The 24,631-nt window shown below is 69.8% G+C and carries 23 protein-coding genes and 1 riboswitch; of the genes, 4 read left to right on the top strand and 19 right to left on the bottom strand.

The genetic code is table 11. The annotated features are described in order from the left end of the window. Positions 1-30: 30 nt before the first annotated feature. The 5 genes from ACWDTS_RS02275 to thiO all read right to left on the bottom strand — a co-directional run bounded on the left by ACWDTS_RS02275 (position 31) and on the right by thiO (position 3,867). Positions 31-807, bottom strand: coding sequence for an ABC transporter permease (locus tag ACWDTS_RS02275; RefSeq protein ID WP_450109407.1), 777 nt, complete (start codon positions 805-807; stop codon positions 31-33). Continuing rightward, positions 807-1,736, bottom strand: coding sequence for an ABC transporter ATP-binding protein (locus ACWDTS_RS02270; RefSeq protein WP_450117494.1), 930 nt, complete (start codon positions 1,734-1,736; stop codon positions 807-809). Before ACWDTS_RS02270 ends, ACWDTS_RS02275 begins: the two co-directional genes overlap by 1 nt. Before the next feature lie 76 nt (positions 1,737-1,812). After that, positions 1,813-2,598, bottom strand: a complete 786-nt coding sequence (gene thiG, locus ACWDTS_RS02265; protein ID WP_307845972.1) for a thiazole synthase — start codon at positions 2,596-2,598, stop codon at positions 1,813-1,815. Next, positions 2,591-2,806 carry a sulfur carrier protein ThiS gene (thiS, locus tag ACWDTS_RS02260; protein ID WP_197250297.1) on the bottom strand — a complete coding sequence of 72 codons (216 nt, stop codon included), beginning with the start codon at positions 2,804-2,806 and terminating at the stop codon, positions 2,591-2,593. The genes thiG and thiS overlap by 8 nt, the downstream gene beginning before the upstream one ends. Then, positions 2,806-3,867 (bottom strand): glycine oxidase ThiO, encoded by a 1,062-nt coding sequence (gene thiO / locus ACWDTS_RS02255; protein ID WP_248672999.1) that lies wholly within the window; start codon positions 3,865-3,867, stop codon positions 2,806-2,808. The genes thiS and thiO overlap by 1 nt, the downstream gene beginning before the upstream one ends. Beyond that, a riboswitch (TPP riboswitch) is annotated at positions 3,865-3,979 on the bottom strand. Its footprint overlaps the gene before it by 3 nt. Before the next feature lie 26 nt (positions 3,980-4,005). Here thiO and thiE point away from each other — a divergent pair. Continuing rightward, positions 4,006-4,695 (top strand): thiamine phosphate synthase, encoded by a 690-nt coding sequence (gene thiE, locus ACWDTS_RS02250; RefSeq protein WP_248672998.1) that lies wholly within the window; start codon positions 4,006-4,008, stop codon positions 4,693-4,695. A gap of 4 nt (positions 4,696-4,699) precedes the next feature. On the opposite strand, the gene ACWDTS_RS02245 is transcribed toward thiE, so the two are convergent. Beyond that, positions 4,700-5,548, bottom strand: coding sequence for an NUDIX hydrolase (locus ACWDTS_RS02245; RefSeq protein ID WP_248672997.1), 849 nt, complete (start codon positions 5,546-5,548; stop codon positions 4,700-4,702). A 128-nt stretch (positions 5,549-5,676) separates the two neighbouring features. Here ACWDTS_RS02245 and ACWDTS_RS02240 point away from each other — a divergent pair, with 128 nt between their 5' ends. The 3 genes from ACWDTS_RS02240 to ACWDTS_RS02230 are packed head-to-tail and all read left to right on the top strand — an operon-like array spanning position 5,677 to position 10,381. Beyond that, positions 5,677-7,053 (top strand): hypothetical protein, encoded by a 1,377-nt coding sequence (locus ACWDTS_RS02240; protein WP_450117493.1) that lies wholly within the window; start codon positions 5,677-5,679, stop codon positions 7,051-7,053. Between the two features lie 17 nt (positions 7,054-7,070). Then, on the top strand, positions 7,071-8,015 hold the full coding sequence (locus ACWDTS_RS02235; RefSeq protein ID WP_197250352.1) for a glutamate ABC transporter substrate-binding protein: 945 nt from the start codon (positions 7,071-7,073) through the stop codon (positions 8,013-8,015). A gap of 11 nt (positions 8,016-8,026) precedes the next feature. After that, positions 8,027-10,381, top strand: a complete 2,355-nt coding sequence (locus ACWDTS_RS02230) for a serine/threonine-protein kinase (protein ID WP_197250301.1) — start codon at positions 8,027-8,029, stop codon at positions 10,379-10,381. 99 nt (positions 10,382-10,480) lie between these two features. On the opposite strand, the gene ACWDTS_RS02225 is transcribed toward ACWDTS_RS02230, so the two are convergent. The 13 genes from ACWDTS_RS02225 to ACWDTS_RS02165 all read right to left on the bottom strand — a co-directional run bounded on the left by ACWDTS_RS02225 (position 10,481) and on the right by ACWDTS_RS02165 (position 24,630). Beyond that, positions 10,481-11,698, bottom strand: coding sequence for an acetate kinase (locus ACWDTS_RS02225; RefSeq protein ID WP_248672996.1), 1,218 nt, complete (start codon positions 11,696-11,698; stop codon positions 10,481-10,483). Between the two features lie 3 nt (positions 11,699-11,701). After that, a complete protein-coding gene (gene pta / locus ACWDTS_RS02220; RefSeq protein ID WP_197250302.1) occupies positions 11,702-13,780 on the bottom strand; it encodes a phosphate acetyltransferase in 2,079 nt (692 codons plus the stop codon). A 68-nt stretch (positions 13,781-13,848) separates the two neighbouring features. Continuing rightward, positions 13,849-14,862 (bottom strand): glucose-6-phosphate dehydrogenase (coenzyme-F420), encoded by a 1,014-nt coding sequence (gene fgd / locus ACWDTS_RS02215; RefSeq protein WP_197250303.1) that lies wholly within the window; start codon positions 14,860-14,862, stop codon positions 13,849-13,851. 70 nt (positions 14,863-14,932) lie between these two features. Continuing rightward, positions 14,933-15,394 carry an RDD family protein gene (locus ACWDTS_RS02210; protein ID WP_197250304.1) on the bottom strand — a complete coding sequence of 154 codons (462 nt, stop codon included), beginning with the start codon at positions 15,392-15,394 and terminating at the stop codon, positions 14,933-14,935. Beyond that, entirely contained in the window at positions 15,391-16,137 is a 747-nt protein-coding gene (locus ACWDTS_RS02205; protein ID WP_197250305.1) for a hypothetical protein, read from the bottom strand. Before ACWDTS_RS02205 ends, ACWDTS_RS02210 begins: the two co-directional genes overlap by 4 nt. Positions 16,138-16,180: 43 nt before the next feature. Further along, positions 16,181-16,657 carry a cupin domain-containing protein gene (locus tag ACWDTS_RS02200; RefSeq protein WP_248672994.1) on the bottom strand — a complete coding sequence of 159 codons (477 nt, stop codon included), beginning with the start codon at positions 16,655-16,657 and terminating at the stop codon, positions 16,181-16,183. A gap of 47 nt (positions 16,658-16,704) precedes the next feature. Next, on the bottom strand, positions 16,705-17,853 hold the full coding sequence (locus tag ACWDTS_RS02195) for an LLM class flavin-dependent oxidoreductase (protein ID WP_450109412.1): 1,149 nt from the start codon (positions 17,851-17,853) through the stop codon (positions 16,705-16,707). Between the two features lie 2 nt (positions 17,854-17,855). Further along, positions 17,856-18,659: a DUF1684 domain-containing protein gene (locus tag ACWDTS_RS02190; protein ID WP_197250308.1), complete on the bottom strand. Its 804-nt coding sequence runs from the start codon at positions 18,657-18,659 to the stop codon at positions 17,856-17,858. Beyond that, the gene (locus tag ACWDTS_RS02185; protein ID WP_450109414.1) at positions 18,656-20,026 is read right to left on the bottom strand and encodes an NtaA/DmoA family FMN-dependent monooxygenase; all 1,371 of its coding nucleotides are present in this window, start codon (positions 20,024-20,026) and stop codon (positions 18,656-18,658) included. Before ACWDTS_RS02185 ends, ACWDTS_RS02190 begins: the two co-directional genes overlap by 4 nt. Before the next feature lie 13 nt (positions 20,027-20,039). After that, a complete protein-coding gene (locus tag ACWDTS_RS02180; RefSeq protein WP_450117492.1) occupies positions 20,040-21,146 on the bottom strand; it encodes an LLM class flavin-dependent oxidoreductase in 1,107 nt (368 codons plus the stop codon). Beyond that, positions 21,136-22,731: a dipeptide ABC transporter ATP-binding protein gene (locus ACWDTS_RS02175; RefSeq protein ID WP_450117491.1), complete on the bottom strand. Its 1,596-nt coding sequence runs from the start codon at positions 22,729-22,731 to the stop codon at positions 21,136-21,138. The genes ACWDTS_RS02180 and ACWDTS_RS02175 overlap by 11 nt, the downstream gene beginning before the upstream one ends. Next, entirely contained in the window at positions 22,728-23,624 is an 897-nt protein-coding gene (locus tag ACWDTS_RS02170) for an ABC transporter permease (protein WP_450117490.1), read from the bottom strand. Before ACWDTS_RS02170 ends, ACWDTS_RS02175 begins: the two co-directional genes overlap by 4 nt. Further along, on the bottom strand, positions 23,617-24,630 hold the full coding sequence (locus ACWDTS_RS02165; protein ID WP_450117489.1) for an ABC transporter permease: 1,014 nt from the start codon (positions 24,628-24,630) through the stop codon (positions 23,617-23,619). The genes ACWDTS_RS02170 and ACWDTS_RS02165 overlap by 8 nt, the downstream gene beginning before the upstream one ends. Between the last annotated feature and the right edge of the window lies 1 nt (position 24,631).

The raw sequence follows: 24,631 nt of genomic DNA, 5'->3' as shown, positions 1-24,631 counted from the left end.
CCCGGGCCACCGGGGTCCGAGCGAACCGCATCAGGCGTCGCGCCGGTTCACCACCGCCACGGCGGCGCCGAACACCACCAGCACGAACACCGCGAAGTACAGGAGCGCACCCCACGGGCCCCAATGGAAATCGATGCCCTGGTCGGTGCCCAGGAAGTAGTTGATGTTCGCGAACGGCAGGAACGGCTGCACGTTCCGGCCGAACGACCCGAACAGCCCGAACAGCGATTCGATGAGCATCGGCCACAGCAGCAGGATCGCGATGGTGCCGGCGGACTGACGCAGCAGGGCGCCCACCCCCACCGCCAGGATGGACGCGAGCAGCGCGAACAGCGCGGTGCCGTAGATCGTCCGCCACGTCGCCCCCTCGAGCACGAGGTCCCGTCCGGCCTCCGACCCGGCGAGCGCCTTCGTCAGATAGACCGCGGCCAACGCCAGCACCCCGGTCAGGACCGCGCCGAGCACACCGATCAGCAGTGCCTTGACGGCGAGGACGACCGTGCGGTTCGGCAGAGCCTGGAACGTGGAGCGGATCACGCCGAACCGGTATTCGCTGGTCACCGACAGCGCCGCCAGGATCATCAACACCAGCACACCGAAACCGGTCACACCGCTGACGGCGACGTCGACGGTGGGATAGAAGCGGACCGTTTCGTCGTCCGAGGACATCGACGCCTTCGCCGCCGCACCGAGGATCGCGGCCAGGCCCAGACCGAGCGCGACGATCACCACGGTGCACCAGAACGGCGACTGCACCGACGTCAGCTTGATGCGTTCGGCTCGCAACGTGTCGATCGCCACGCTCATCACAGGCCACCCTTCATCACGGAATCGGCGCCGGTGCCGTGGAACTGCACGTCGCCACCGGTCATCTTCATGAACGCCTCTTCCAGCGAGGCCTGCTGTCCGGCGAGTTCGTGCAGCACCACCGACCGGGCGGCGGCGAGCTCTCCGACCTCCGCCGCGGTCGCGCCGGTGACCACGAGCGCACCGTCGTCGTCGTGGACGGCGTACCCGCGCTCGACGAGCGCGGCCCGCAGGACGTCGAGTTGGGGGCTGCGCACCCGCACCACCGCTTCGGAGGCCTGCGCGACGAATGCGTCGACGGAGGTGTCGGCGATGAGCCGGCCCCGCCCGATCACCAGCAGGTGGTCGGCGGTCTGCGCCATCTCCGACAGCAGGTGACTCGACACCAGAACGGTCCGGCCCTCGGCTGCGAGTGCCTGCATGAACCGCCTGATCCACACGATCCCCTCGGGATCGAGCCCGTTGACCGGCTCGTCGAACAACAGCACCTGCGGATCGCCGAGCAGGGCCCCGGCCAGACCGAGACGCTGTGACATGCCGAGCGAGAACCCACCCGCGCGTTTGTTCGCGACCTCGGTCAGGCCCACCTGACGCAGCACTTCCTCGACCCGCGACGCGGGCAGCCCGTTCGACGCGGCCATCCACCGCAGGTGCGCGCGGGCCGACCGGTTCGGATGCACCCACTTCGCGTCGAGCAGCGCCCCGACGGTGCGCAGCGGCCGCTGCAACTCCCGGTAGGGTCGCCCGCCGATCAGGGCGGTGCCGGCAGTGGGCCGGTCGAGACCGAGGATCAGCCGCATCGTCGTGGTCTTACCGGCACCGTTCGGACCGAGGAAGCCGGTGACGATGCCGGGCCGGACCGTGAACGTCACGTCGTCGACTGCCGTCGTCGATCCGAAGGTCTTGGTCAGTCCCGTCACTTCGATCATGACCCCTACCCTGCCCGATCCATCCGGAATGTGCAGGGACACGCCCGACGAGCAGCCGCCGGATCCGACACCGGCCCTAGGGTTCGAGCGGCGAGGACGCCTGCGCCCAGAACCGCTTCGGGATCCGTCCGGCGTGCCGGGCCCGGAAACCTGCCTCGACGGCGTGCCGCATCGCCGACGCCATGAGAGCCGGGTCCTTGGCCCGGGTCACCGCGGTCGCGAGCAGCACCGCGTCGCAGCCCAGTTCCATCGCGAGGGCGGCGTCGGACGCGGTGCCGATGCCCGCGTCGAGCACCACCGGGACACCGGCGGCTTCGACGATCATCTCGATGTGGTGCGGATTGGCGATGCCCAGTCCGGTGCCGATCGGCGAGCCGAGCGGCATCACCGCCGCGCATCCGACGTCCTCGAGGCGCTTCGCGAGGACCGGATCGTCCGTCGTGTACGGCAGGACCACGAACCCGTCGTCGACGAGTTGCTCTGCCGCCGAGACCAATTCGATGGCGTCGGGCAGCAGGGTGCGTTCGTCGGCGATGACCTCGAGCTTGACCCAATCGGTTTCGAGGGCCTCGCGGCCCAGTTGCGCGGTGAGCACCGCTTCCTTCGCGCCGCGGCAGCCCGCGGTGTTCGGGAGCGGGGTGATGTCGAGGCGGCGCAGCAGGTCGAGCACCCCGGTGCCGGAGGCGGCGTCGACGCGTCGCATGGCGACGGTGGTCAGTTCGGTACCCGAGGCGACGAGCGCTTCCTCGAGCACCGCGAGATTCGCGGCGCCGCCGGTGCCGGTGATCAACCGCGACGCGAAGGTGCGTCCGGCGATGGTCAGCTGCGGCAGGTCGTGTGCCGGGTCACGGAGCTCAGCCACCCTGGACCGCCGTGAGAATCTCGATCTGCCAGCCCTTTCCGACCGGTTCGGACCACCGCCCGCGCGGGAACACCGCGCCGTCGACGGCGATCGCGATGCCCTTCTCCGGCAGCCCCAGCTGCACCAGCAGTTCGGCGACCGTCGGCGCCTCGGCGAAGTAGTGGTCCTCACCGTTGACGGTGATCCCCACCGAGATCGGGTTCGTCATCACAGCCCTTCCTTCGAAAATCTTTGCGGGTCGGCGTTTTTCGCTTCGGCGAGCGGATCGTCGGCGAGTTCGGCGAGCACGGCGTCCGCGGTGATCGGGGTGAACAGGACCCCGTTGCGTCCGTGCCCGGTCGCGGCGACGACCCGTTCGGACAGCCGCCCGATCAACGGCAGGTTGTCCGGGCTCATCGGCCGCAGTCCCGCCGTCGCCTCGTACAGCTCGTACTCGCCGATCGCCGGCAGCAGCGCTTCCGCATCGGCGATGAGGTCCCGCACCCCGGCGACCGTCACCTGCGTGTCGTCGGCCTCGTACTGGGTGGCGCCGACGACGAGACCGTCGCCGCGCGGCACCAGATAGGCCGGCCGGCCGTGCACACTGCCGCGGATGGTGCGGCTCGGGGCGGGGGTGACACCGGGCCGGGCCCGCAACCGCAGGATCTCGCCCTTGACGGGCCGCACCGGAAGGCCCGGCCACAACCGGGCCGACGCCGAACCCGCCGCGAGCACCACCCGGTCCGCGGGCAGCGCGTCGAGCGAATCGACCGCGGTCGCGACGAACCGCACCCCGGCCTCGACGCAGGCGCGATGCAGGGCGTCGACGAGGATCCTGTTGTCCACGGCCAGTTCCGTCGGGGCGAGCAACCCGAGACGGATCCGCGGGCCGAGCGACGGCTCGAGCTCCCGGATCTCGGCACGGGTGAGCACCCGCATCTCGTGGCCCTGCGCCTGCACCCATTCCGCGACGGTGCGCAGGTCGGCGGCGTCGGCGGCATCCAGCGCGACAGTGAGGGACCCGTCCGAAGTGAACAGGTCACACCCGGTCGCGCGCTGCAACCGGTCCCCGAACTCCGGCCAGCGCGCGAGTGACGCCGCGCCCAGTTCCAGGACGTGTTCCTCGCCGGGCCAGCCCTCCGACAGCGGCGCGAGCATGCCACCGGCGACCCAGGATGCGCCCGCTCCGGGGGTCGGGTCGTGCACTGTCACGTCCCAGCCGGCGCTCGCCGCGCGCCACGCGATCGACAACCCGATGACACCGCCACCGACGACGGCTACCGTTCCCATCCTGCGTCCACCTCACTCCCTGCGCCGGCATGATCCGGGTCAGGTCATAACGGTCGGGGCCGGCAGGCCCCCTCTCAGCCCCGCGTTCCCCGGGACTCCCGTGTTGTCATCTCTCCCTCAGAGGTTACCGTCTGGGCTGTGACTTCCTATCGTGGCAACCATCCTTCACCTCGGGAACGACTCGCGGACGCGCGTCTGTACCTGTGCACCGACGCCCGCCGGGACACCGGCGACCTGGCTCGATTCGCGGAGGAAGCCCTCGCCGGCGGAGTCGACATCATCCAGTTGCGTGACAAGGACTCGGCGGGCGAGAAGAAGTTCGGCCGCCTCGAGGCACGCGACGAACTGGCCGCGCTCGAGATCCTCGCCGACGCGTGCCGGCGCCACGGCGCACTGCTCGCCGTCAACGACCGCGCCGACATCGCACTGGCGGCGGGCGCGGACATCCTGCATCTGGGTCAGGGGGATCTGCCGGTCGCCCACGCCCGCAACATCCTGGGTCCGGACATCGTCATCGGCCGATCCACGGGCAGCCGCGCACAGGCGTCCCTCGCCGAGATCGAGGAGGGTGTCGACTACTTCGCGTCCGGCCCGGTGTGGGACACCCCGACCAAGCCGGGCCGCACCGCGGCGGGTCTGGAGGTCATCCGGGAGGTCGCTCAGTCGCATCCGACCCGTCCGTGGTTCGCGATCGGCGGGATCGACATCGAGCGACTGCCCGAGGTGGTCGCCGCCGGCGCCACCCGTGTCGCGGTGGTTCGGGCGATCACGAAGGCCGCCGATCCGCGTGCCGCGGCCGCTGCGCTGAAGGCCGGTCTACCTGCGTAACCGTCTACAGCCAGTCGAGGACGGTCGAGGGCGACAACGCGATCACCGAATCGGGCAGGCGCTCCCGTAGCCCGCGGTCGGCGGTCACGACCACCGTCACCTCCGACGTGAGGGTGGCGGTCGCCCCGGCGAGGCGGGCCAGTTCGTCGTCCCCGCTTCCGGTGGCGGCGTGCACCGGGATGCGGGCGTCCTCGACGATCGCATCCCGGGCCTGGCCTTCGAGCACGGCCTCGATCTGCGTCACCCAGCCGAACCCGCCGTCGGGCAGTTCGAGGGTCCGGGGCAGCACCGCCGCCAGTTCGTTCAGCAGTGCCCCGGTCGCTCCCGGCCGGTCGCGCCACCAGCCGGTCGGGCGGGAGCCGAGCACGTTCGCGGTGTCGAGCAGGACCCGGACCACGCGGGTGCGCAGCGTCGGCCAGGACGCGGCGAACCCCGCGTGCAGCGCCATCGCCTCGACCTCGACCTCCGGCACCCATCGCAGTTCGGTGCTCTCGCCGTTGGGGACGGTGGCCAGCGGGATCCCGGCGTCGGCGACGACGGTCGTGTAGGTCCAGCCGCCGACGACCCCGGCGGTGACGCGCTCGGTTCGGACCGCAACCACCGACACGTCGATGCCGGTCTCCTCGTGCGCTTCGCGTACCGCGGCGTCGACGGTGCTTTCGTGGCTGTCGCGGGCGCCGCCGGGCAGCGCCCAGGTTCCGCCCTGGTGACTCCACGCGGCGCGGTGTTGCAGCAGCACCGCGGGCCGGCCGTCGGGCAGAGGCGCACGCAACAACAGCCCGGCCGCACCGTGCTTGCCCCACCGGCGATCGCCGTCGGGGCCGACGGCCCATCCGTCACCGTCACCGCGCATCGTGTCCGTCCTCCCTACCGGCCGCCGCGGGCTGTCGAACCCCTGTTCCGACGCACTCGCGCAGCGCATTCCTGTTCGTACTGCTTATATGCTCGCCAAGGACTGTGCAACACCGAAAGGGGCGATTGGTGGACCCTCGCCTACACCCCACGATCGACCCCGGCCCCGACCACGCCGAGCAGCGGGCCCCCGAGACACGGACCGCCCGGGTTTTCGAGCAGGGACGGTCGAGCGGCCCGCAGGTGCCCGACGATCTGGGTGCCGTGCTGCGCTCGACACCCGCCAAGCTCATCGTGCTCGGGACGCTCGTGTCGATCCTGGTGGCGATCTCGGGGTTCGTCGCGACCCAGACGGTGAGCAGCCGCAAGGCCACGCACGATCATCTGCTGTCGACGATCGAGCCGCTGGCGGACGCGTCCCAGGATCTCTACAGCGCGTTGTCCGTCGCCGACGCGGCGGCGGTCACCGGGTTCATCTCCGGCGGCATCGAACCGAAGGCCGTCCGCGAGCGGTACGAGCAGGCCGTGGCGGAGGCGTCGGCGCAGCTGGTCGCGGCGGCCATCGGTGCCGATGACGACCCGGACAGTGCCCGCCTCCTGTCGGGGATCTCCGGGCGGCTGACCGTGTACACGGGCCTGATCGAGACGGCCCGGGCCAACAACCGCTCGGGCAATCCGGTGGGCAGCGCGTACCTCGGCGAAGCGTCGAACCTCATGCAGACCTCGCTGTTGCCGATGGCACAGGAACTGCACATGCTCGGTGTCCGTGCCGTCATGGACACCCAGCACGCCGCGGTCCGGCCACCGTGGTTCTCGATCGGGTTGCTCATCGCCGCAGTGTCCGCGCTCGGCGGCATCCACCTGATCATCTCCCGCATCAGCCGGCGTGCCCTCAATCCCGGGTTGCTCCTGTCGATCGCCGCGACCGGCCTGCTGCTGGTGTGGCTGCTCGTCGCGGGGCTGGTGTCGTCGAGTGCGACGCAACGCGCCATCAGTGACGGCGCCGAGCCGCTCGGGACGGTCGCCGCGGCCCGCATCACCGCCCAGCAGTCCCGCACCGCCGAGACGCTGCTGTTGGCCCGGCGGGACAGCACCGGCGAATACGATGCCGCGTTCCGACAGTCCATGGCCCGGCTCGGCGAGCTACTGCAATCCCACCCGGATGGAGACGCTGTCACCGACGATGCCGTGGCCCGTGCGATCGCCGCCCGCAACGAATGGATGGAATCGCACGAACGGACGGTGGCCGCTCTGCAGCGCGGTGACTACACCGCAGCGGCGGTCCTGGCGGTCGGTCCGGGTCCGAACGAATCGGCGGCCCAGTTCGCCGTCGTCGACGACGCCCTGGCCGAAGGCATCGAGGCGGCGCGCTCCCAGCTGCGTTCCAACGAGGACCGCGCCTCCCAGCTCTTGTCCGCGCTGGCACCTGCCGCGGTGGTGCTCACCCTGGTGTCGCTGATCGGTGTCACCATCGGATTGTGGCCTCGACTTCGGGAGTACCAGTGAGGAGCCGCGTGGCGCTGATGGTGGCGGCACTGTGCAGTGTCGTCGCCGTCGCCGGGTGCGCGTCGACGCCGGTGTCCCCGCTGCCCCGGGTCGAGGTCCCCTACAGCGAGGTGCCGCTGCCCGAACGCGCCACCTTGGCGCCCTCCCCCACTGCGCAACCGGAAATGCCCGACTGCGGGGATCCGACCGCGAGCCTGCGGCCCGACGGCGCGACGACCGGACCGACACTCGACGCGATCCGTGCCCGCGGCCGGCTGGTGGTCGGTCTCGACACCGGCAGCAATCTGATGAGCTTCCGTGATCCGGCCACCGGCCGCATCGCCGGTTTCGACGTCGACATCGCCCGGGAGATCGCGCGCGATCTGCTGGGGGATCCCGACCTGATCGACTACCGGATCCTCAACTCTGCCGACCGCGAGCAGGCGCTGCAGGACTCCACCGTCGACATCGTCGCCAAGACCATGTCGATCACGTGCGCCCGCCGGGAACGCGTCGACTTCTCGTCGACATACTTCCTGGCCCAGCAGCGGGTCCTGGTAGTCAAGGGATCGGACATCCGCAATGCCGCGGATCTCGCGGGCCGGCGGGTCTGTATCGTGCGCGGAACCACCTCGCTGACCCGCATGCAGCAGGTGCAGCCGTCGGCGTCGATCCTGACCGTGCCGGCGTGGGCGGACTGTCTCGTCGTCCTGCAGCAGGGGCAGGTCGAGGCCGTGAGCACCGACGACACCATCCTCGCGGGTCTCGCATCCCAGGATCCCAATCTCGAGATCGTCGGCGCCTCGATGGGTGTGGAGCCGTACGGTGTCGGCATCACCCTGGGCAACGACGATCTCGTGCGGTTCGTGAACGGCACACTCGAACGAATCCGCCGCGACGGCACCTGGGCGGAGTTGTACGACAGGTGGCTCTCCGTCCTCGGGCCGACACCGGCACCGCCCACCGCGACGTATGTGGATTGAGGGACGATCCGATGGCCGATACCGAACTCCCCGGCGGACCGGCGACCCAGCGCAGCCCACGCCCCGACGCGGCGGAGCCCACCGAGTCGACCCAGCGCAGCCCACGCCCCGACGCGGCGGAGCCCACCGAGTCGACCCAGCGCAGCCCACGCCCCGGCGCGGCGCAGTCCACGGAGTCGACCCGGCGTGCCTCCCTCCCGCCGACCGGGCCGTCGCAGCGCGGCTCGAGCCGCCGATCGCGTCCCCGTGGACTGCTGCGCCGGCGCATCGCCGGTCTCGTCGACGTCCCGGTTCCGGCGCCGCTCGATCCGGCGAGTGTCGTCCTGCGCGATCCTCGGGTCGCCGAGGGCAAACGGTTCTGCTGGAAGTGCGGAAAACCGGTGGGGCGCAGCACCGCCTCCGGTCCCGGACCCTCCTCGGGCAACTGCCCGTCGTGTGGCACGCCGTTCGAGTTCACCCCGAATCTCGCCCCCGGAGATCTGGTCGCCGGGCAGTACGAGATCAAGGGCTGTCTCGCGCACGGCGGGCTGGGCTGGATCTACCTGGCTGTCGACCGCAACGTCAGCGATCGCTGGGTCGTGCTCAAGGGCCTGCTGCACGCCGGCGACGCCGAGGCGCAGGCGGTCGCGATGGCCGAACGGCAGTTCCTCGCGGAGGTTTCGCACCCGAGCATCGTCCGGATCTACAACTTCGTCGAGCATCCGCGGCCGGACGGTGTCCCGATGGGATACATCGTCATGGAATACGTCGGCGGGCACACCCTGCGCGAGATCCTCGACACCTACACCAAACCGGAACGGATGCCGATCGAGCAGGCCATCGCGTACATCCTCGACGTCCTGCCCGCGCTCGGCTATCTGCACGAGATCGGACTGGTCTACAACGACCTCAAACCCGAGAACATCATGGTCACCGAGGAGCAGACCAAACTGATCGATCTCGGGGCGGTCTCGGGCATCGAGGACTACGGCTACCTGTACGGCACGCCGGGTTACCAGGCACCCGAAATCGTCCGCACCGGACCGACTCCGGTCACCGACATCTACACCGCCGGCCGGACCCTGGCAGCGCTGACGCTGGACCTGCCCGTCGACAAGGGCCGCTACGTCGACGGGCTGCCCACGACCGAACAGGCACCGTTGCTCGCCGAGTACGACTCGTTCCATCGATTGCTGTTGCGCGCCACCGATCCCGACCCGGAACGGCGGTTCCGGTCCGCCGACGAGATGGCCGGGCAGCTCACCGGTGTGCTGCGCGAGGTCCTGTCCCAGCAGACGGGCACCGAGCACCCCGGGCTGTCGGCGAAGTTCAGTCGCCAGCGCACCACCTTCGGCACCGATGAGGCCGTCGCGCAGACGGACGTGTTCGTCGACGGCATCGTCCGCGACAAGAACATCTCTGCGCGGGATGTGGCCGGGGCCCTTCCGGTTCCGTTGATCGATCCGAACGACCCCAGCGCGGCGCTGCTCGCCGCTGCCGTGCACAGCGAGCCCCAGCAGACACTCGACGCACTGCGGCACGCCCGCGACAACGGGCTCGAACGGGTCGTGGGCACCGCCGACGTCTCGTTCTCCCGCGAGATCGCCCTCGCCGAGGTCCGCGCCCACCTCGACCTCGGGCACGGGGAACGGGCCGAGGAGATCCTCCGCAATCTCGAACGCGACCTGGGCATGGACTGGCGGATCGACTGGCACGCCGGGATCGCCGCGCTGCTGCTCGGTGAATTCCAGACGGCGTTCGACCGATTCGAACGGGTGCTCGAGGCGCTACCCGGCGAGACCGCCCCGAAGATCGCCCTGGCCGCGACCGCGGAACTCATTCTGCAGCAATGGGAGAGCGACGATCCGGAGGCGTGGCGGCAGTTCTGCGAGAACTACTACCGGACGGTGTGGCGCACCGACCACAACATCGTCAGTGCCGCGTTCGGACTGGCCCGTCAGCTCGCCGACCGTCACGACCTGGCCGGCGCGGTCGCGACCCTCGACCAGGTGCCCGCGACGTCTCGGCACCACAGTGTGGCCAGCATGACGAGCATCCTGATCATGTTGCACGACAGACCGATCGACGACGTGACCGAGGCCGAACTGCGCGAGGCCGCGCACCGCGTCGACGCTCTGCCCCTCGACGAGGGCCGCGCCCTGCAGATGCGCACACTGGTGCTGGGCACGGCCCTCGAGTGGGTGCGCGCCGGCCATGCCTCCCGTAAGTCCCTCGATCCGATCCTCGGGGTCCCGTTCACCGAGAAGGGTCTGCGGAGGGGCACCGAGGCGGCGCTGCGGGCGCTGGCACGCAGCGCACCGGCGCGCACGCACCGGTACACCCTCGTCGACCTGGCGAACGCGATCCGCCCTCGCAGCCTCCTCTGACCGTGGCATCTGTCAACCGAACCCGCGCAGCCGGGGGATATCCGCGCGCAGCCGACAGCGCGCTGATGTCTTGTCCGTCGGCGGACCCGACGGTCAGCCCTACGAGGTTGTTGCGAACGCGGCCGCGGCCCGGGCGATGGCCAGTTCCTCGTTGGTCGGGATCACCAGCACCTCCACCTTCGATTCCGGCGCGGAGATGCGACGTTCGTCCCCTCTCTCGGCCGCGTTCGACTCGGGGTCGACGACGATCCCGAGCCGTTCGAGTCCCGCCAGCGCGTCCAACCGGACCTCGGACCGGTGCTCCCCCACCCCGCCGGTGAAGACGATCACGTCGACGCCGCCGAGTTCGACCATGTACGCGCCGAGGTACTTCCGGATCCGGTGCACGTACACGTCGTAGGCGAGTTTCGCGTCCGCGGATCCCTCCTCGATCAGCCGGATCAACGCCCGGAAGTCGTTGACACCGCACAGCCCCTTGAGTCCCGAGCTGTGGTTCAGCATGTCGTCGATCGCTTCGACATCCATACCGGCGCTGCGCTTCAGGTGCATGAGCACACCCGGATCGACGTCGCCGCAACGGGTTCCCATGGCCAGGCCCTCGAGAGGGGTGAGCCCCATCGAGGTGTCGATCGGGTGGCCACCCGCGATCGCGGCCGCGGACGCCCCGTTCCCCAGGTGGAACACGATCTGACCGAGCTCGGAGTAGTCGCGGCCGAGAAACTCCGCTGCCCGCCGCGAGACGTATTCGTGTGAGGTGCCGTGGAATCCGTACCGACGGATGCCGTGATCGGCCGCGATCTTCCGATCGATCGCGTACGTCGCGGCCGCGGCCGGCAGGTCGTGGAAGAACGCGGTGTCGAACACACCGACGTGCGGGATGTCGGGCAGCACCGCGCGGGCGACTTCCATGCCGACGACGTTGGCCGGGTTGTGCAGGGGCGCAAGGCTGGACAGGTCGTCGACCGCGCGCACCACCGCGTCGTCGATGAGCGTCGGCTCGTAGAAGAGCCCGCCGCCGTGCACGAGCCGGTGTCCCACCGCGATGATGCCGGCCTCGTGCAGCGACCGTCCGAGCCCTTCGACCATGTCCAGCACGATGCGAAGTCCCGTGCGGTGATCGGCGATGGGTCCGATCTTCTCTTCGGTTCCGGTGGCGTGGCGGAAGACGATCCGCCCCTCCGGCTCACCGATCCGCTCGATCAGCCCGTGCACCACCGACTCCCCCGTCTCCGGGTGGATCAGCTGGAACTTGATCGACGACGAACCGCAGTTCAGCACCAGCACGGTTCCGGCGGTCACTCCGTTGGTGGCAGTCATGGATCAGTCCTCCTGTGCCTGGATCGCGGTGATCGCCACCGTGTTGACGATGTCCTGGACCAGCGCGCCTCGGGAGAGGTCGTTGACCGGCTTGTTCAGGCCCTGGAGCACCGGTCCGACGGCCACCGCGCCGGCGCTGCGCTGCACCGCCTTGTACGTGTTGTTGCCGGTGTTCAGATCGGGGAAGATGAATACCGTTGCGCGACCGGCCACTTCGGACCCGGGGAGTTTCGCGCTCGCGACCGTGGGCTCGATCGCGGCGTCGTACTGGATCGGGCCCTCGACCGGCAGATCCGGCCGTCGCTGCCGCACCAGCGCGGTGGCACTGCGCACCTTGTCGACGTCGGCGCCGATCCCGGAGTCGCCCGTCGAGTACGACAGCATCGCGACCCGCGGCTCGATGCCGAAACGGGCCGCGGTCTCCGCGGAGGAGATCGCGATGTCGGCGAGCTGCTCGGCGGACGGGTCGGGCACGACCGCGCAGTCGCCGTATACGAGAACGCGATCCGCCAGGCACATCAGGAAGACGCTCGACACGGTGGAGACGCCGGGCCGGGTGCGGATGATCTCGAAGGACGGGCGGATGGTGTGCGCGGTGGTGTGCGCCGCCCCCGACACCATGCCGTCCGCGATCCCCAGGTGGACCATCATGGTGCCGAAATAGGATATGTCACGCATGATCTCGCGGGCGCGATCGAGATTCATGCCCTTGTGCGCACGCAGCCGGGCGTATTCGGCGGCGAAACGCTCGGCGAGCTCGGAGGTCCGCGGGTCGATCGTCTCCGCCTTCCCGAGGTCGATGCCGAGTGCGGCGGCGCGCCGGCGGATCTGCGGTTCGTCACCGAGCAGCGTGATGTCGGCGATGCCGCGTTGCAGAACCCGGCCGGCGGCGCGGAGGATGCGGTCGTCGTCGCCCTCGGGCAGCACGATGTGCCGGCGTTGCGCGCGGGCCCGGTCGATGAGCTGGTATTCGAACATCTGCGGGGTCGTCACCGTCGGGCGCGGAAGACTCAGCCGGCCCAGGAGCGTCGGTGCGTCGACGTGCTGTTCCATCAACGCGACCGCGGTGTCGATCTTGCGCTGCGCACCGTGCACCATGCGCCCGCGGGTCCGGTCCGCGGCGGAGGCGGTGTCGAACGTGCCGAGATCGGTGGTGAGGATGGGCAGGGTAGGTTCGAGACCTGTGACGAGCTGCGCGATCGCGGGATGGGGCCGCAGTCCCCCGTTGAGGATGATGCCCGCCAGTGACGGGAACCCTTCTGCAGCATCGGCATTGACGAGGGCCAGCAGGGCGTCCGAACGGTCGGCGGACACGACGACCGCCGCTCCCTCGGTGAGACGTTCGAGGATGTGCTCGGCGGTCATGTCGCCCACCACGACTCGCAGCGCTTCGCGGTGCAGCAGTTCGGGATCGCCGCTGTAGAGGTCGCCGTGCAGGACGGCCTGCAGTTCGGCCATCGTCGGCGCCACCAGGATCGGGACCTCCGGCAGCGTCCATACCGGCACGGGATGCCCGGCGAACCGCGCGGCGACGGCGTCGAGTTCGTCCGGGTTGCAGCGATTGACGACGATCCCGGTCAGATGGGCATGGTGAGCGGCGAGTTCGGCGGACGAGACCGCGGCGAGCTGCGCGATCTCGGCGGGGGTTCGGCGCGACCCGCGCAGCGCGAGCAGGACCGGCGCGTCGAGGTTCGCCGCGATCCGCGCGTTGTACGACAGTTCGGTGGGATTCGCGATCTCGGTGTAGTCGCTGCCGACGACCACGACGGCGTCGCACCGGTCGGCGACCGCGTGGTATCGGGACACGATCTCGCTCAGGGCCGCATCGGGGTCCGCGTGCACCTCGTCGTAGGTGACACCGACGCAGTCGTCGTAGTCGAGGTCGACGGTGATGCGTTCGAGGAGCAGCTCGAGAATGTAGTCACGGTCGGCGTCCGAGCGTGCGATGGGCCGGAACACACCCACGCGGGCGGCGGAGGCGCACAGCATCTGCAGGATGCCGAGCGCCACCGTGGATTTCCCGGTGTCGCCTTCGGGAGACGCGATGTAGATGCTCGACACGGATCCCGCAGCGGCACTCATGGGAGCCACCATAATGCGGTGCGGGGCGACTCCGCGTGTGAGACACCCCGCACTGCAAGATCGCGGTATCAGGCGAGCGCGCGGAGGCGCGGCGCCAGATCCCGTTCGAACAGCTCGAGGAAACGCTTCTGGTCGTGACCCGGCGCGTGGAACACGAGGTGGTTCAGTCCGGCGTCGATGTACGCCTTGACCTTCTCGACCGCCTCGTCGGGATCCGACGCCACGATCCACCGCTTGGCGACCTGTTCGATGGGGAGCGCGTCCGCGGCCGCTTCCATCTCGATGGGATCCTCGATCGAGTGCTTCTGCTCCGGGGTGAGCGACAACGGAGCCCAGAACCGGGTGTTCTCGAGCGCCGCGTCCGGATCGGTGTCGTAAGAGATCTTGATCTCGATCATCTTGTCGATCGCGGCGACGTCCCGTTCGGCCTTCTCGGCGCCCTCGGCGACCGCCGGAAGCAACTTGTCGTTGTAGAGCTCCATGCCCTTGCCGGAGGTGCAGATGAAGCCGTCACCGGCGCGGCCCGCGTACCGGGCGACCACCGGCCCACCCGCGGCGATGTACACCGGGATGCCCCCTTCGGGCACGTCGTAGATCGAGGCACCCTTCGTGGTGTAGTACTCGCCGTCGAAGTCGACGCGGTCGCCGGTCCACAGCGCGCGCATCAGCCGCACCGATTCGCGCAGCCGGGCGAACCGCTCCTTGAACTCCGGCCACTCGCCCTGGTAGCCGGTGGCGATCTCGTTGAGGGCCTCACCGGTGCCGACGCCGAGCATGACGCGGCCCGGATAGAGGCAGCCCATCGTCGCGAACGCCTGCGCGATGACGGCCGGGTTGTACCGGAAGGTGGGGGTCAGCACCGAAGTGCCGAGCTGCAGGCGCTTCGTGCGCTCGCCGACCGCGGTCATCCACGACAGCGAGAAGGGAGCGTGCCCACCGTTGTGCCGCCACGGCTGGAAGTGGTCGGACACTGTCGCCGAATCCATGCCGTGTTCCTCGGCCAGCACCGCCAGCTCCACCAGTTCCCGGGGACCGAACTGCTCCGCGGACGCCTTGTATCCCAACTTCAAGCCCTGTGCCACCGAGTTCTCCTGTATGTCTTCGATCTCAATCTGCTTCGAGTATGACCGGAACGGTGTTCCGGCGGAGTTTTCACTGTCCGCCGTGCGGCTCGGCGAGGTGAGGATCGGGCTGCCAGTCGTAGACGACCGTGGTCCGCAGCACGATGTCCTGCAGCGACCGTCGTCGCCGATCGACGGCGACCACGATCAGCCCGACCGGGAACACGACGCAGAACCCGGCCCGAATCAGCGCGCGGAGCCAGCCCATGAGCTGCCGGTTGCGCCCGACGACCCGAAGGCCCATCACGACCGAGCCGACGGTGCGACCGGTCGTCGCCCAGCACGCCGCCAGGTACAGCACCGACAGTGCGCTGCAGGTCGTGATCGACATGACGACCTGCACGTCCGGGAACGAGAACTGCTGCGGCGAGAACAGCAACCGCATCAGCGCCCAGGACAGGTACAGGCCGCCCATACCCGCGAGCACGACGCCGAGATCCAGGAGCGCCGCGAGACCCCGCGTGACGATGCCCGCGGGCCGATGCTCGCTCACCCCTGCCCCTCGTGCTCGTGGTGCTCGGGGTGCCTCCCGAACATGCGGCCGACGAATCCGGAGACCGCGTCGTCGGCACGCATGCCCTGGGTCCGCACCCCCTGCACGGCCTCGGTGGACATCGTCCCGGTGGATTCCCGGATGATCTCGGGCAGATCGACGCCCTCGATGACGGTGCCGGCCAGACCGATCAGGTCCACACGCCGGATGATCGCGTCCACGTCGACCCGCGCCGCGATCGCGTCGATGTCCACCCGGTCCAGGATCGGCGTCAGATCCAGGCGCGCGGCGATCCCGTCGATGTCGACCCGGGCGATGATCTTCTCGACGTCCACGCGCGCAGCGACACCGTCGATGTCCACCCGGTCGAGGATCCGGTCGATGTCGATCCGCTCTGCGATCCCGTCGATGTCGACCCGGTCGACGATGCGGCCCACGTCGATGCCCTCGGCGATCGCGTCGAGGTCGACGTGGTCGCGGACGACGGCGGTGATGTCCACTTCGAGCAACGCCGCCTGTACGACCTTCCGCACGACGACGCGCAGGACGCGGTCCACGGCGGCATCCGCCGCGCGCAGGGCAGCGTCGCCGCGCGCCTCGAGGCCGTCGATGGCCGACGCGACGCCGGGCAACCGGCGGGCGAGGTCCATGCTCACGCCCATCGCGCTCCCGACCGCACCGGCCAGCACCGTCGCGGCTCCCGCGGCCAAGCGCAGCGGATCCGCACTCCTGTCGACACTCATACCCACATCAAAGACCCGAATCCGGCGAAATGCACGTGCCGGTTCAGCTGCCGGCCAGAGTGAAGTCGTCGAAGTCGAATCCGGGCACGACGACGCACCCGACCAGGCTCGGTTCGCTTCCCGCCGGCCGGGCTCGCTGCCAGTGGCCGGGCGGCACCACGACCTGCGGCCGGTGGCCTTCGGCGAAGTCGGGACCGACGAGATATTCGGTGATCTCACCGGGTTCCGGTCCCGGTTCCGCGATCTCGAGCAGCACCGGACTTCCCCGGTGGTACAGCCACAGCTCGGCACCGCGCACCGTGTGCCACGCGGACTGCTGCCCGGGCACGAGCAGGAACAGGATCGCGGTTCCGGCGCTGCGGGACGCGGGATAGCCGGGCAGGGCCGTGGCGGGCAGCTCGAGGTCGCTGCGCCAGGTCTCCCGGTACCAGCCGCCCTCGGGATGTGGCGCGAGCCCGAGAGCGCGTGCCCACTCCGGAAGTTCCTGGTCCTGCGCCTCGCCGTCATCGCCGAATGTCACAGCGGTTCAGCCTATCCGAACCGCCGTGACATTCGGCCCGGACACGGTCAGGCGGCGCGCAGCCCCGCAAGCCCCCATTCCCGTGCGAGCAGTTCGTAGGACCGCAACCGGTCCTCGTGCCGGTGTGTCACCGACGTGACGACGAGTTCGTCGGCGCCGGTGACCCGGCGCAACGTGTCGAGCCGTTCGGCGACCGTGCCCGGGGAACCCACGAACTGGGTGACGAGACGATCGTCGACGAGTTCCCGTTCCTCGGCGGTGAGAGGTTCCGCGGTCGCCGGGTCCGGGTAGGGCACGGCGCCCTGACCCGAGCGGATGCTGTGGGCCCAGTGCCCGTACGTCGACGCGAGCTCGCGGGCGGTCGCGTCGTCGTCGGCGACGACGGCGTCCGCCGAGACCACCACATACGGCTCTGCCAGGTACTTCGACGGACGGAACGCTGCCCGGTATGCCTCGACGGCCTCGACCGTGCTGGACGGTGCGACGTGATAGTTCGCCCCGAACGGCAGTCCGAGCCGGCCCGCGAGGGCGGCGGACGGGCCCGCACTCGACCCGAACACCCACACCTCGACGTCGGCGTTCTCCCCCGGATGGGCGTGCAGCTCGATGCCGTCGGCGGTGCGGTACGTGCCGTCGAGCAACGAGAGGATGTCGGCGACCTGCTCGTCGAAGTCCGGCGACTGCGCGCCGGGCTGCTGGAGCGCCGCGAACGAGGCCGCGAGACGCGGCGAGGCGAGGATCCGGCCGGTCGGGAACGGCGGCGGGATCACCAGGCCGTTCCGGATCTCGGTGGCGCGCGGCGCCGGGGGCTCGACACCGGATGCGGCAGCCTTCAACGCTTCCGCGCGCCGCTGGCCCGAACGGCCGAGACCGAGATCGATCCGCCCCGGATGGAACGCGTCGAGCGTGCCGAATGCTTCGACGACACCCGCGGCGGTGTTGTGGCCGAGCTGCACCGCCGCCGCCCCGACCCGGATGGTGCTCGTGGCCGCGGCGACCGCGCCGATCAGCACCGCCGGGGACGACGAGGCCACCGCGACGAAGTGGTGCTCGGCGACCCAGTAGCGCCGGTAACCCCACGCCTCGGCCTTCCGCGCGAGATCGACCGTGTTGCGCAGTGCCTGCGGCACGGTCGCTCCCTCGCTGACCGGCGACAGGTCCAGCACGGACAGCGGAACCGGATTCGTCACAGCCATGGTCACTCCGGATTCTGCGATGTGCGGGGATTGCGTTCGCCCGCCTCGACGGCGAACGGGAGCCGGTTCTCGGCCGGCGCGATCGGGCAGGTCGCGGCGTCGGTGAACGCGCAGGGCAGATTCGCCGCCCGCGTGAAATCGAGTGTGACGGTGTTGTTCTCGTCCGGGACACCGAGGTCGAGCGCGCGTGCCGCCGGGTAGGTGGTGACCCCGCTGGTCGCGTCGGTGAACAACACCCGCAATGGCCCGCCGACCTCGCCGAACGCGACGAGCGTGTGCTCGCTGCCGTCGTGGTCGAACCGGACGAGCCCGGCTGCGCTGTGATGATGTTCGAGACCGTCGACGACGGCGCCGGTGGTCACGGTGCGCGACTCGTCGAACGCTTCGAAACGGCCGTTGAGAACCCACTTCGTATCCGGCTCGTACACCGGTACTTCCGTGAAGGCGGCGACCGCGGGAGCATTCCGGTCGTGGATACGGATCCCGAAACGACCGGTGCGGCGGATGATCTCGACGTAACCGCCGTCGAACTCCACCTCGAGCCCGGGCGCACCCTCGACCGGTTCGTAGGTACCGGTCTCGTCACCGTGCACGTGCACGACCGTGTCACCGTGCACGTGCACGACCGTGTCACCGGCGGTGTGCCAGATCCCCGGGGCTTCGTCGAATTCGGTGGGGGTCTCGTCGAGCCAGTGCAGCGCGGTGAGGCTGAGCCAGCCCAGCGGCTGCCGCAGCGCGTCGTTGCGGGCGGCGTGCCACTGCTTCCAGTCCTCGAGGAATCGGGTGTGGTCGAGTGTTGTGGTCACGATGCTCGGACTCCTTCGTTCGTCTCGTGCGGGTGGCACAGGCCCAGGTGGCTGCGCAGGGTGGTGCCGTCGTACTCGGTGCGGAAACTGCCGCGTTCCTGCAGCAGCGGCACGACGGTGTCGACGAACTCGTCGAGGCCGCCGGGGGTCAGGTGCGGCACCAGGATGAAACCGTCGCTCGCGTCGGTCTGCACGTAGTGGTCGATCTCGGCGGCGACCTGTTCGGCGGTGCCCACGAACTGCTGACGCGCGGTGACCTCGATGATGAGTTCGCGGATGCTGAGGTTCTCGGCCTCGGCCTTCGCGCGCCACGCCTCGGCAACCGCGCGCGGATCCTTCGCGTGGCGGACGCGGCCGCGAGTGATGGTCACGTTGTCCTCGGGGTCGACGTCGGGCAGGGGCCCGTCCGGGTCGTAGTTCGAGAGGTCGCGGCCCCATACCTGCTCGAGGAACGCGATCGCGGTCTGCGGGCCGACCTGCTGCAGCCGGATGTGCCGGGCCCGTTCTTCCGCGTCCTCGGCGCTGTCACCGAGGACGAACGCCGCGGCGGGCAGGATCTTCAGGTCGTCGTGACTGCGGCCGTATTTCGCGAGGCGGCTCTTGACATCGGTGTAGAACGCCCGCCCCTCCTCGAGGGTGCCGTGGCGGCTGAAGATCGCATCGGCCTTCGCGGCCCCGAACTCGCGTCCCTCGTCGGAGTCGCCGGCCTGCAGGAAGACCGGATGCCCCTGGGGGCTGCGCGGCACCTCGAAGCGCCCCGCGATGTCGAACTGGGTGGTGTGGATGTCGAACGGCGCGATGTCGTTGTCGGCGGCGAAGATTCCGGCCTCACGGTCGATCACGGGCCCACGTTCGGACCAGCCGTCCCACAGTTGCCGCACCACGTCGACCACTTCGGCCGCGCGGACGTAGCGCTGGGAATGGTCGAGGAAGCCGCCGCGACGGAAGTTCTCGCCGGTGAACGCATCCGACGACGTGACCAGGTTCCACGCGGCGCGGCCGTCGGACAGGTGGTCGAGCGTCGCGAACTGCTTCGCCAGCTCGTACGGTTCGTTGAAGGTGGTGTTGATCGTGCCGGCCAGCCCGAGGTGGGTGGTGGCGCCGGCGAGCGCCTCGAGCACGGTGAGCGTGTCGGGCCGGCCGACGACGTCGAGGTCGTGGATGCGGCCGCGGTGTTCGCGCAACCGCAATCCCTCGGCGAGGAAGAAGAAGTCGAACTTGCCGCGCTCGGCGGTGCGCGCGAGGTGCACGAACGACTCGAAGTCGATCTGGCTCTTCGAGGCCGGGTCTGCCCACACGGTGGTGTTGTTGACCCCCGGGAAGTGGGCGGCGAGGTGGATCTGCTTGCGAACGATATTGCGTGACAAGGTGATCGATCCTTCAGTGAGCGGAAGCGAAACGATTGGCGGGACGGGGCAGACCGAGCCGGTCGCGGAGGGTTCCGGTTGCGGGCGCGACCACGGGACGAATGACGGGCAGGACGTTCTCGACGAGCCGCGGCAGGGTCGACGGCAGAGCGAGCGGTCGCAGCGTCACCCCGTTCACGCCCCGGATGTCTCCCAGGAGCTCGACGGCTCCGGCGGCGGTGCCCACGTGGACGATCGTGTCGGAGACGTACGGCGCTCCGGCCCACGCCTCGAGTTGCGCGAGGTCGGCGGCCGCGTCGGCGTCGGTGGCGGCGAGCAGCAGGTCGACGTCGAGCAGGACGAGGACCGGACGGTCCCCCGCAGCGGCCCGGATACGGGTGGTGAGATCGGCCGCAGCCTCGGCATCCGTTGCCCGGATGCGCACGAGATCTGCTCGCTTCGCGGCGAATTCGAACGATTCGTCGCCGGTGACCGTCACCGCGACCAACGGTTGCCCCTGCGGCGACCTCGGTACGATGGACGATCCCTTGACGGAGAAGTACTCGCCGACGAAATCGATGTAGTGAACCTTGTCCCGGTCGATGAAGCGGCCGGTGGCGACGTCGCGGATCTCGGCGTCGTCCTCCCAGCTGTCCCACAGTCGCGCCGCGACCTCGGCGGCCTCGGCGGCTTCGGCCCACAGCGACGCGGTGTCCTGCTCGTCCTTGCGGCCGAACAACGCGATCGGCCCGGCGCCCGGCGTCACCGCGACCTCCCAGCCCGCGCGACCGAGCGTAGTGTGGTCGACGGTCTGGATCGCCTTGGCGACGTGGAACGGTTCGGTGTGGGTGACGGTCGCGGTGGGGACGAGCCCGATGCGGGTGGTGGCCGCGGTGAGACGCGCGGCGAGCCCCACGGCTTCGAGCCGGCCGCGCACGGTGCTCGCGTCCGAGGTGACACCGAAGGTGTCCGGGAAGAACGCGAAGTCCACGCCCGCGCGATCTGCGGCGCCGACGAGATCGGCCCAGTAGCGGGCGGTGAACAATTCCTCGGCGCGCGAATCGTCGCGGCGCCACGACGACGGGTGGATACCGGTGCCGGCGAATTCGACGGCCAGCAACAACTCTGAATTATCGGACATGATGGACCTTCCCGGGGATGGCCTCGAGCAACGTCTGGGTGTACTCGCGCTGTGGGTTGTCGAAAATTTCTGCGGTGGAGCCGTATTCGACGACCCGGCCGGCGCGCATCACAGCGACGGTGTCGCTGATCTGCCGGACGACGGCGAGGTCGTGTGAGATGAACAGGTAGCTGAGCCCGAGTTCGGTCTGCAGCGCGGTGAGCAGGTCGAGGATCTGTGCCTGGACCGACACGTCGAGCGCCGAGACCGGTTCGTCGAGCACGAGGAGGTCGGGTTGCAGCGCGAGCGCCCGGGCGATGGCGACGCGCTGCCGTTGCCCTCCCGACAGCTCCGCGGGTTTGCGGTTCAGGTGCGCCGTCGACAGTGCCACCTGATCGAGGAGGCGTGCGACGTGTTGGGCGCGCTCGGCTCGTGTGCCGATGCCGAACGCGTCGAGCGGTTCGGCGACGATGTCGCGGATCCGCAGTTTCGGATCGAGCGACGCGTACGGGTTCTGGTGGACGATCTGCACCCGGCGGCGCAACGCCCGCAGTGCGTGTCCGCGGAGGCCGGTGATGTCGTCACCGTCGAACCGCACCTCGCCCGAGGTGGGCGTCTCGAGCCGGATCGCGATCCGCGAGACGGTGGACTTGCCGGATCCGGACTCGCCGACCAGCGACAGGGTGCCGCCGCGAGGCACCTCGAACGAGACGTCGCGCACGGCGTGCAGCGCGGACTTCCGGTCGATGCGGAACGTCTTCGACACGTTCGAGACCGTGAGGATCGGGGCGGCCTTGCGCAGCGCGGGGCGTTGCGGCGCGTCCGCAAGGCTCGGTGCCGCCGCGATGAGCGAGCGCGTGTACTCGTGCTGCGGGTCGTCGAGTACCTGTGCGGCAGGTCCGGTTTCGACGACCCTCCCGCTCTTCATCACGACGATTCGGTCGGCGCGGTCCGCTGCGACCCCCAAGTCGTGGGTGATGAGCAGAACCGCGGTCCCGGTCTCGGCGATCCGTGCGTCGAGGTGGTCGAGGATGCGGCGCTGCACCGTCACGTCGAGCGCGCTGGTCGGTTCGTCGGCGATGACCAGGTCCGGGCGGCACGCGAGGGCGATGCCGATGAGCACGCGCTGGCGCTGCCCGCCGGACAGTTCCTGCGGGTACTGCTTCGCGCGCAGCGCAGGATCGTCGAGCCCGGCCTCCTCGAGGATGCGCAGTGTTTCGATCCTCGCGGTGCGCCGGTCGGCGAGACCGTGGATGCGCAGCACCTCGGCGACCTGGTCGCCGACGCGGAGGACGGGATTGAGCGAGGTCGTGGGGTCCTGGGGAACGAACCCGATGCGAGCGCCGCGAATGCGTTCGAAGGCCCGCTCCGACAGGTCGTTCAGCCGGGTGCCGTCGAAGGTCACCGATCCTCCGGTGACGCGTCCGGTGCCGGCGAGCAACCCGATGATCGCCTGGGCGGTCGTGGACTTGCCCGAACCGGATTCGCCGACCACCGCGACCACCTCGCCGCGTGCCACGGTGAGGTCGATGCCGTCCACCGCGACCACCGGTTCGCGGGCCGATCCGTAGGCGACCTGCAGGTCGCGGACCTCGAGCAGGGTCATCGCGCGCTCCTGTCCTCGATGGCGTGACCGACGCGGTGTGCGGAGAGCACGACGGCCACGATGACCAGGCCCGGCAGCGTCGTCATCCACCACGCCGCGGCGAGATAGTTGCGTCCCTCCGAGATGAGCGACCCCCACTCGGGAGTGGGCGGGACGGCACCGAACCCGAGGAAGCTCAGCGACGAGACGGCGAGCACCGCCATGCCGAATTCCACGGCTGCGAGCGCGGTGACGGGTGCGTACGAGTTGCGCAGTACGTGCCGGCGGAGCACGGTGTGCCACCGGACGCCGCACGCGAAGGCCGCCTCGACGTACAGGGCCTTGCGGACGCGCAGCACCTCCGACCGCATGACCCGGGCGAAGTTCGCCACGAGGCTCACACCGACCGCGATCGCGACGTTCATCGTGCCGAAGCCGAGCGCCGTCACCAGCGCGAGCGACAGCAGCAGGGCCGGGATCGACAGCAGCACGTCGACGATGCGCATGAGGACCGCGTCGACGCCGCCGCCGAGGGCGCCCGAGAGCAGACCGACGAGCGAGCCGACCACCAGGGCGATCCCGACGGCGACGAGGGTCGCGGTGAGCGACAGCCCGGCGCCGTGCACGACGCGGGTGTAGACGTCGCGGCCGAGGTTGTCGGTGCCGAACCAGTGCGCGACGCTCGGTCCCTGCAGCTTCTCGGCCGGCACTCCCCGCAGCGGGTCCCCGGAGGCGAAAATCGAAGGGAACAAGGCGAAGCCGACGGCGAGGAGCAGCACGACCGCGGAGACCGCGACCACGGCATTGCGTCGCAGCCAGGTCACGACGGACGAGATACGGAACGTCCTGGGCGAGACCGGATCCGGCTTCGGCGAGGTTGTCGGTACCGTCTCGAGGATCAGCGTGTCAGACACGTGCCTCCACCTCCAGGAGGGTGTCGTCGTGGGTCGGGTCTTCCTCCGTCGGGACGGCAGCGCCACCGCGGCTGCCGCCGTGCGTGATACGCGGGTCGACGAGGGGGTAGAGCAGGTCGACGGCGAGGTTCACGAGCACGAACACCGTCGCCGAGAACACGACGATGCCCTGCACGACGGGAATGTCCTGCGCCATCACCGACATCTGGGTGAGGCGCCCGATCCCGGCGCGGGAGAACACCGTCTCGACGACCACCGATCCGGCCAGCAGATTGCCGACGATGACGCCGGCGATCGTGAAGGCCGGGATGCTCGACAGTCTCAGCGCGTGCCGTGTCTGGATGCGCAGCCGTGATGCGCCTTTCGCCCGTGCGGCTTCGATGAACGGCTGCCGCCAGGTCGACTGCAGGCTCGTCGCGAGGACCTGCGCGATCACCGCGCCGGTGGGCAACGCCAGCGTGATCGCCGGAAGGATCACGTGTTCGATGCCCTGATCTCCGAATGCGGGGAACAGCTTCAGCCGGAACGAGAACAGTTGCAGCAGAATCAGACCCACCCAGAAGGTCGGCACCGCCACACCGAGAGGGGGAAGCGAGAACAGCAGGCTCCGCACCCACCCGGCACGGGTGTAGGTGGCGAGGAACGCGACCGCCGTGCCGAACACCAGGGCCAGTACCAACGCGGTGCCGGCCAGTACGAGAGTGCTCGGCAGGGCGGCGGCGATCGCGTCGGTCACCTGCTGCCCGGTGGAGATGGAGATGCCGAAGTCACCTCGGACCGCGTGACTCAGCGCGTTCCAGTACTGCACCGCGACCGGCTGGTCGAGACCGTACCGCGCCTGGAGCTGTTCGATCGCCGCGGCGTCGACGGGGGTGCCGGCGTCGGCACCGGCCGCGATGCTCACCGGATCGGACGGCAACAGGTAGAGCACCGCGAACGACACCGTGAACGCAGCCCACAGCACACCGACCGCCTGGAGCACGCGAAACCCGAGGTAGCGCACCATG

This window comes from Rhodococcus sp. NPDC003383 (assembly GCF_053589115.1).
Note: the sequence above shows the minus strand (reverse complement) of the source record. Positions and strands in the feature narration are given on the sequence as shown.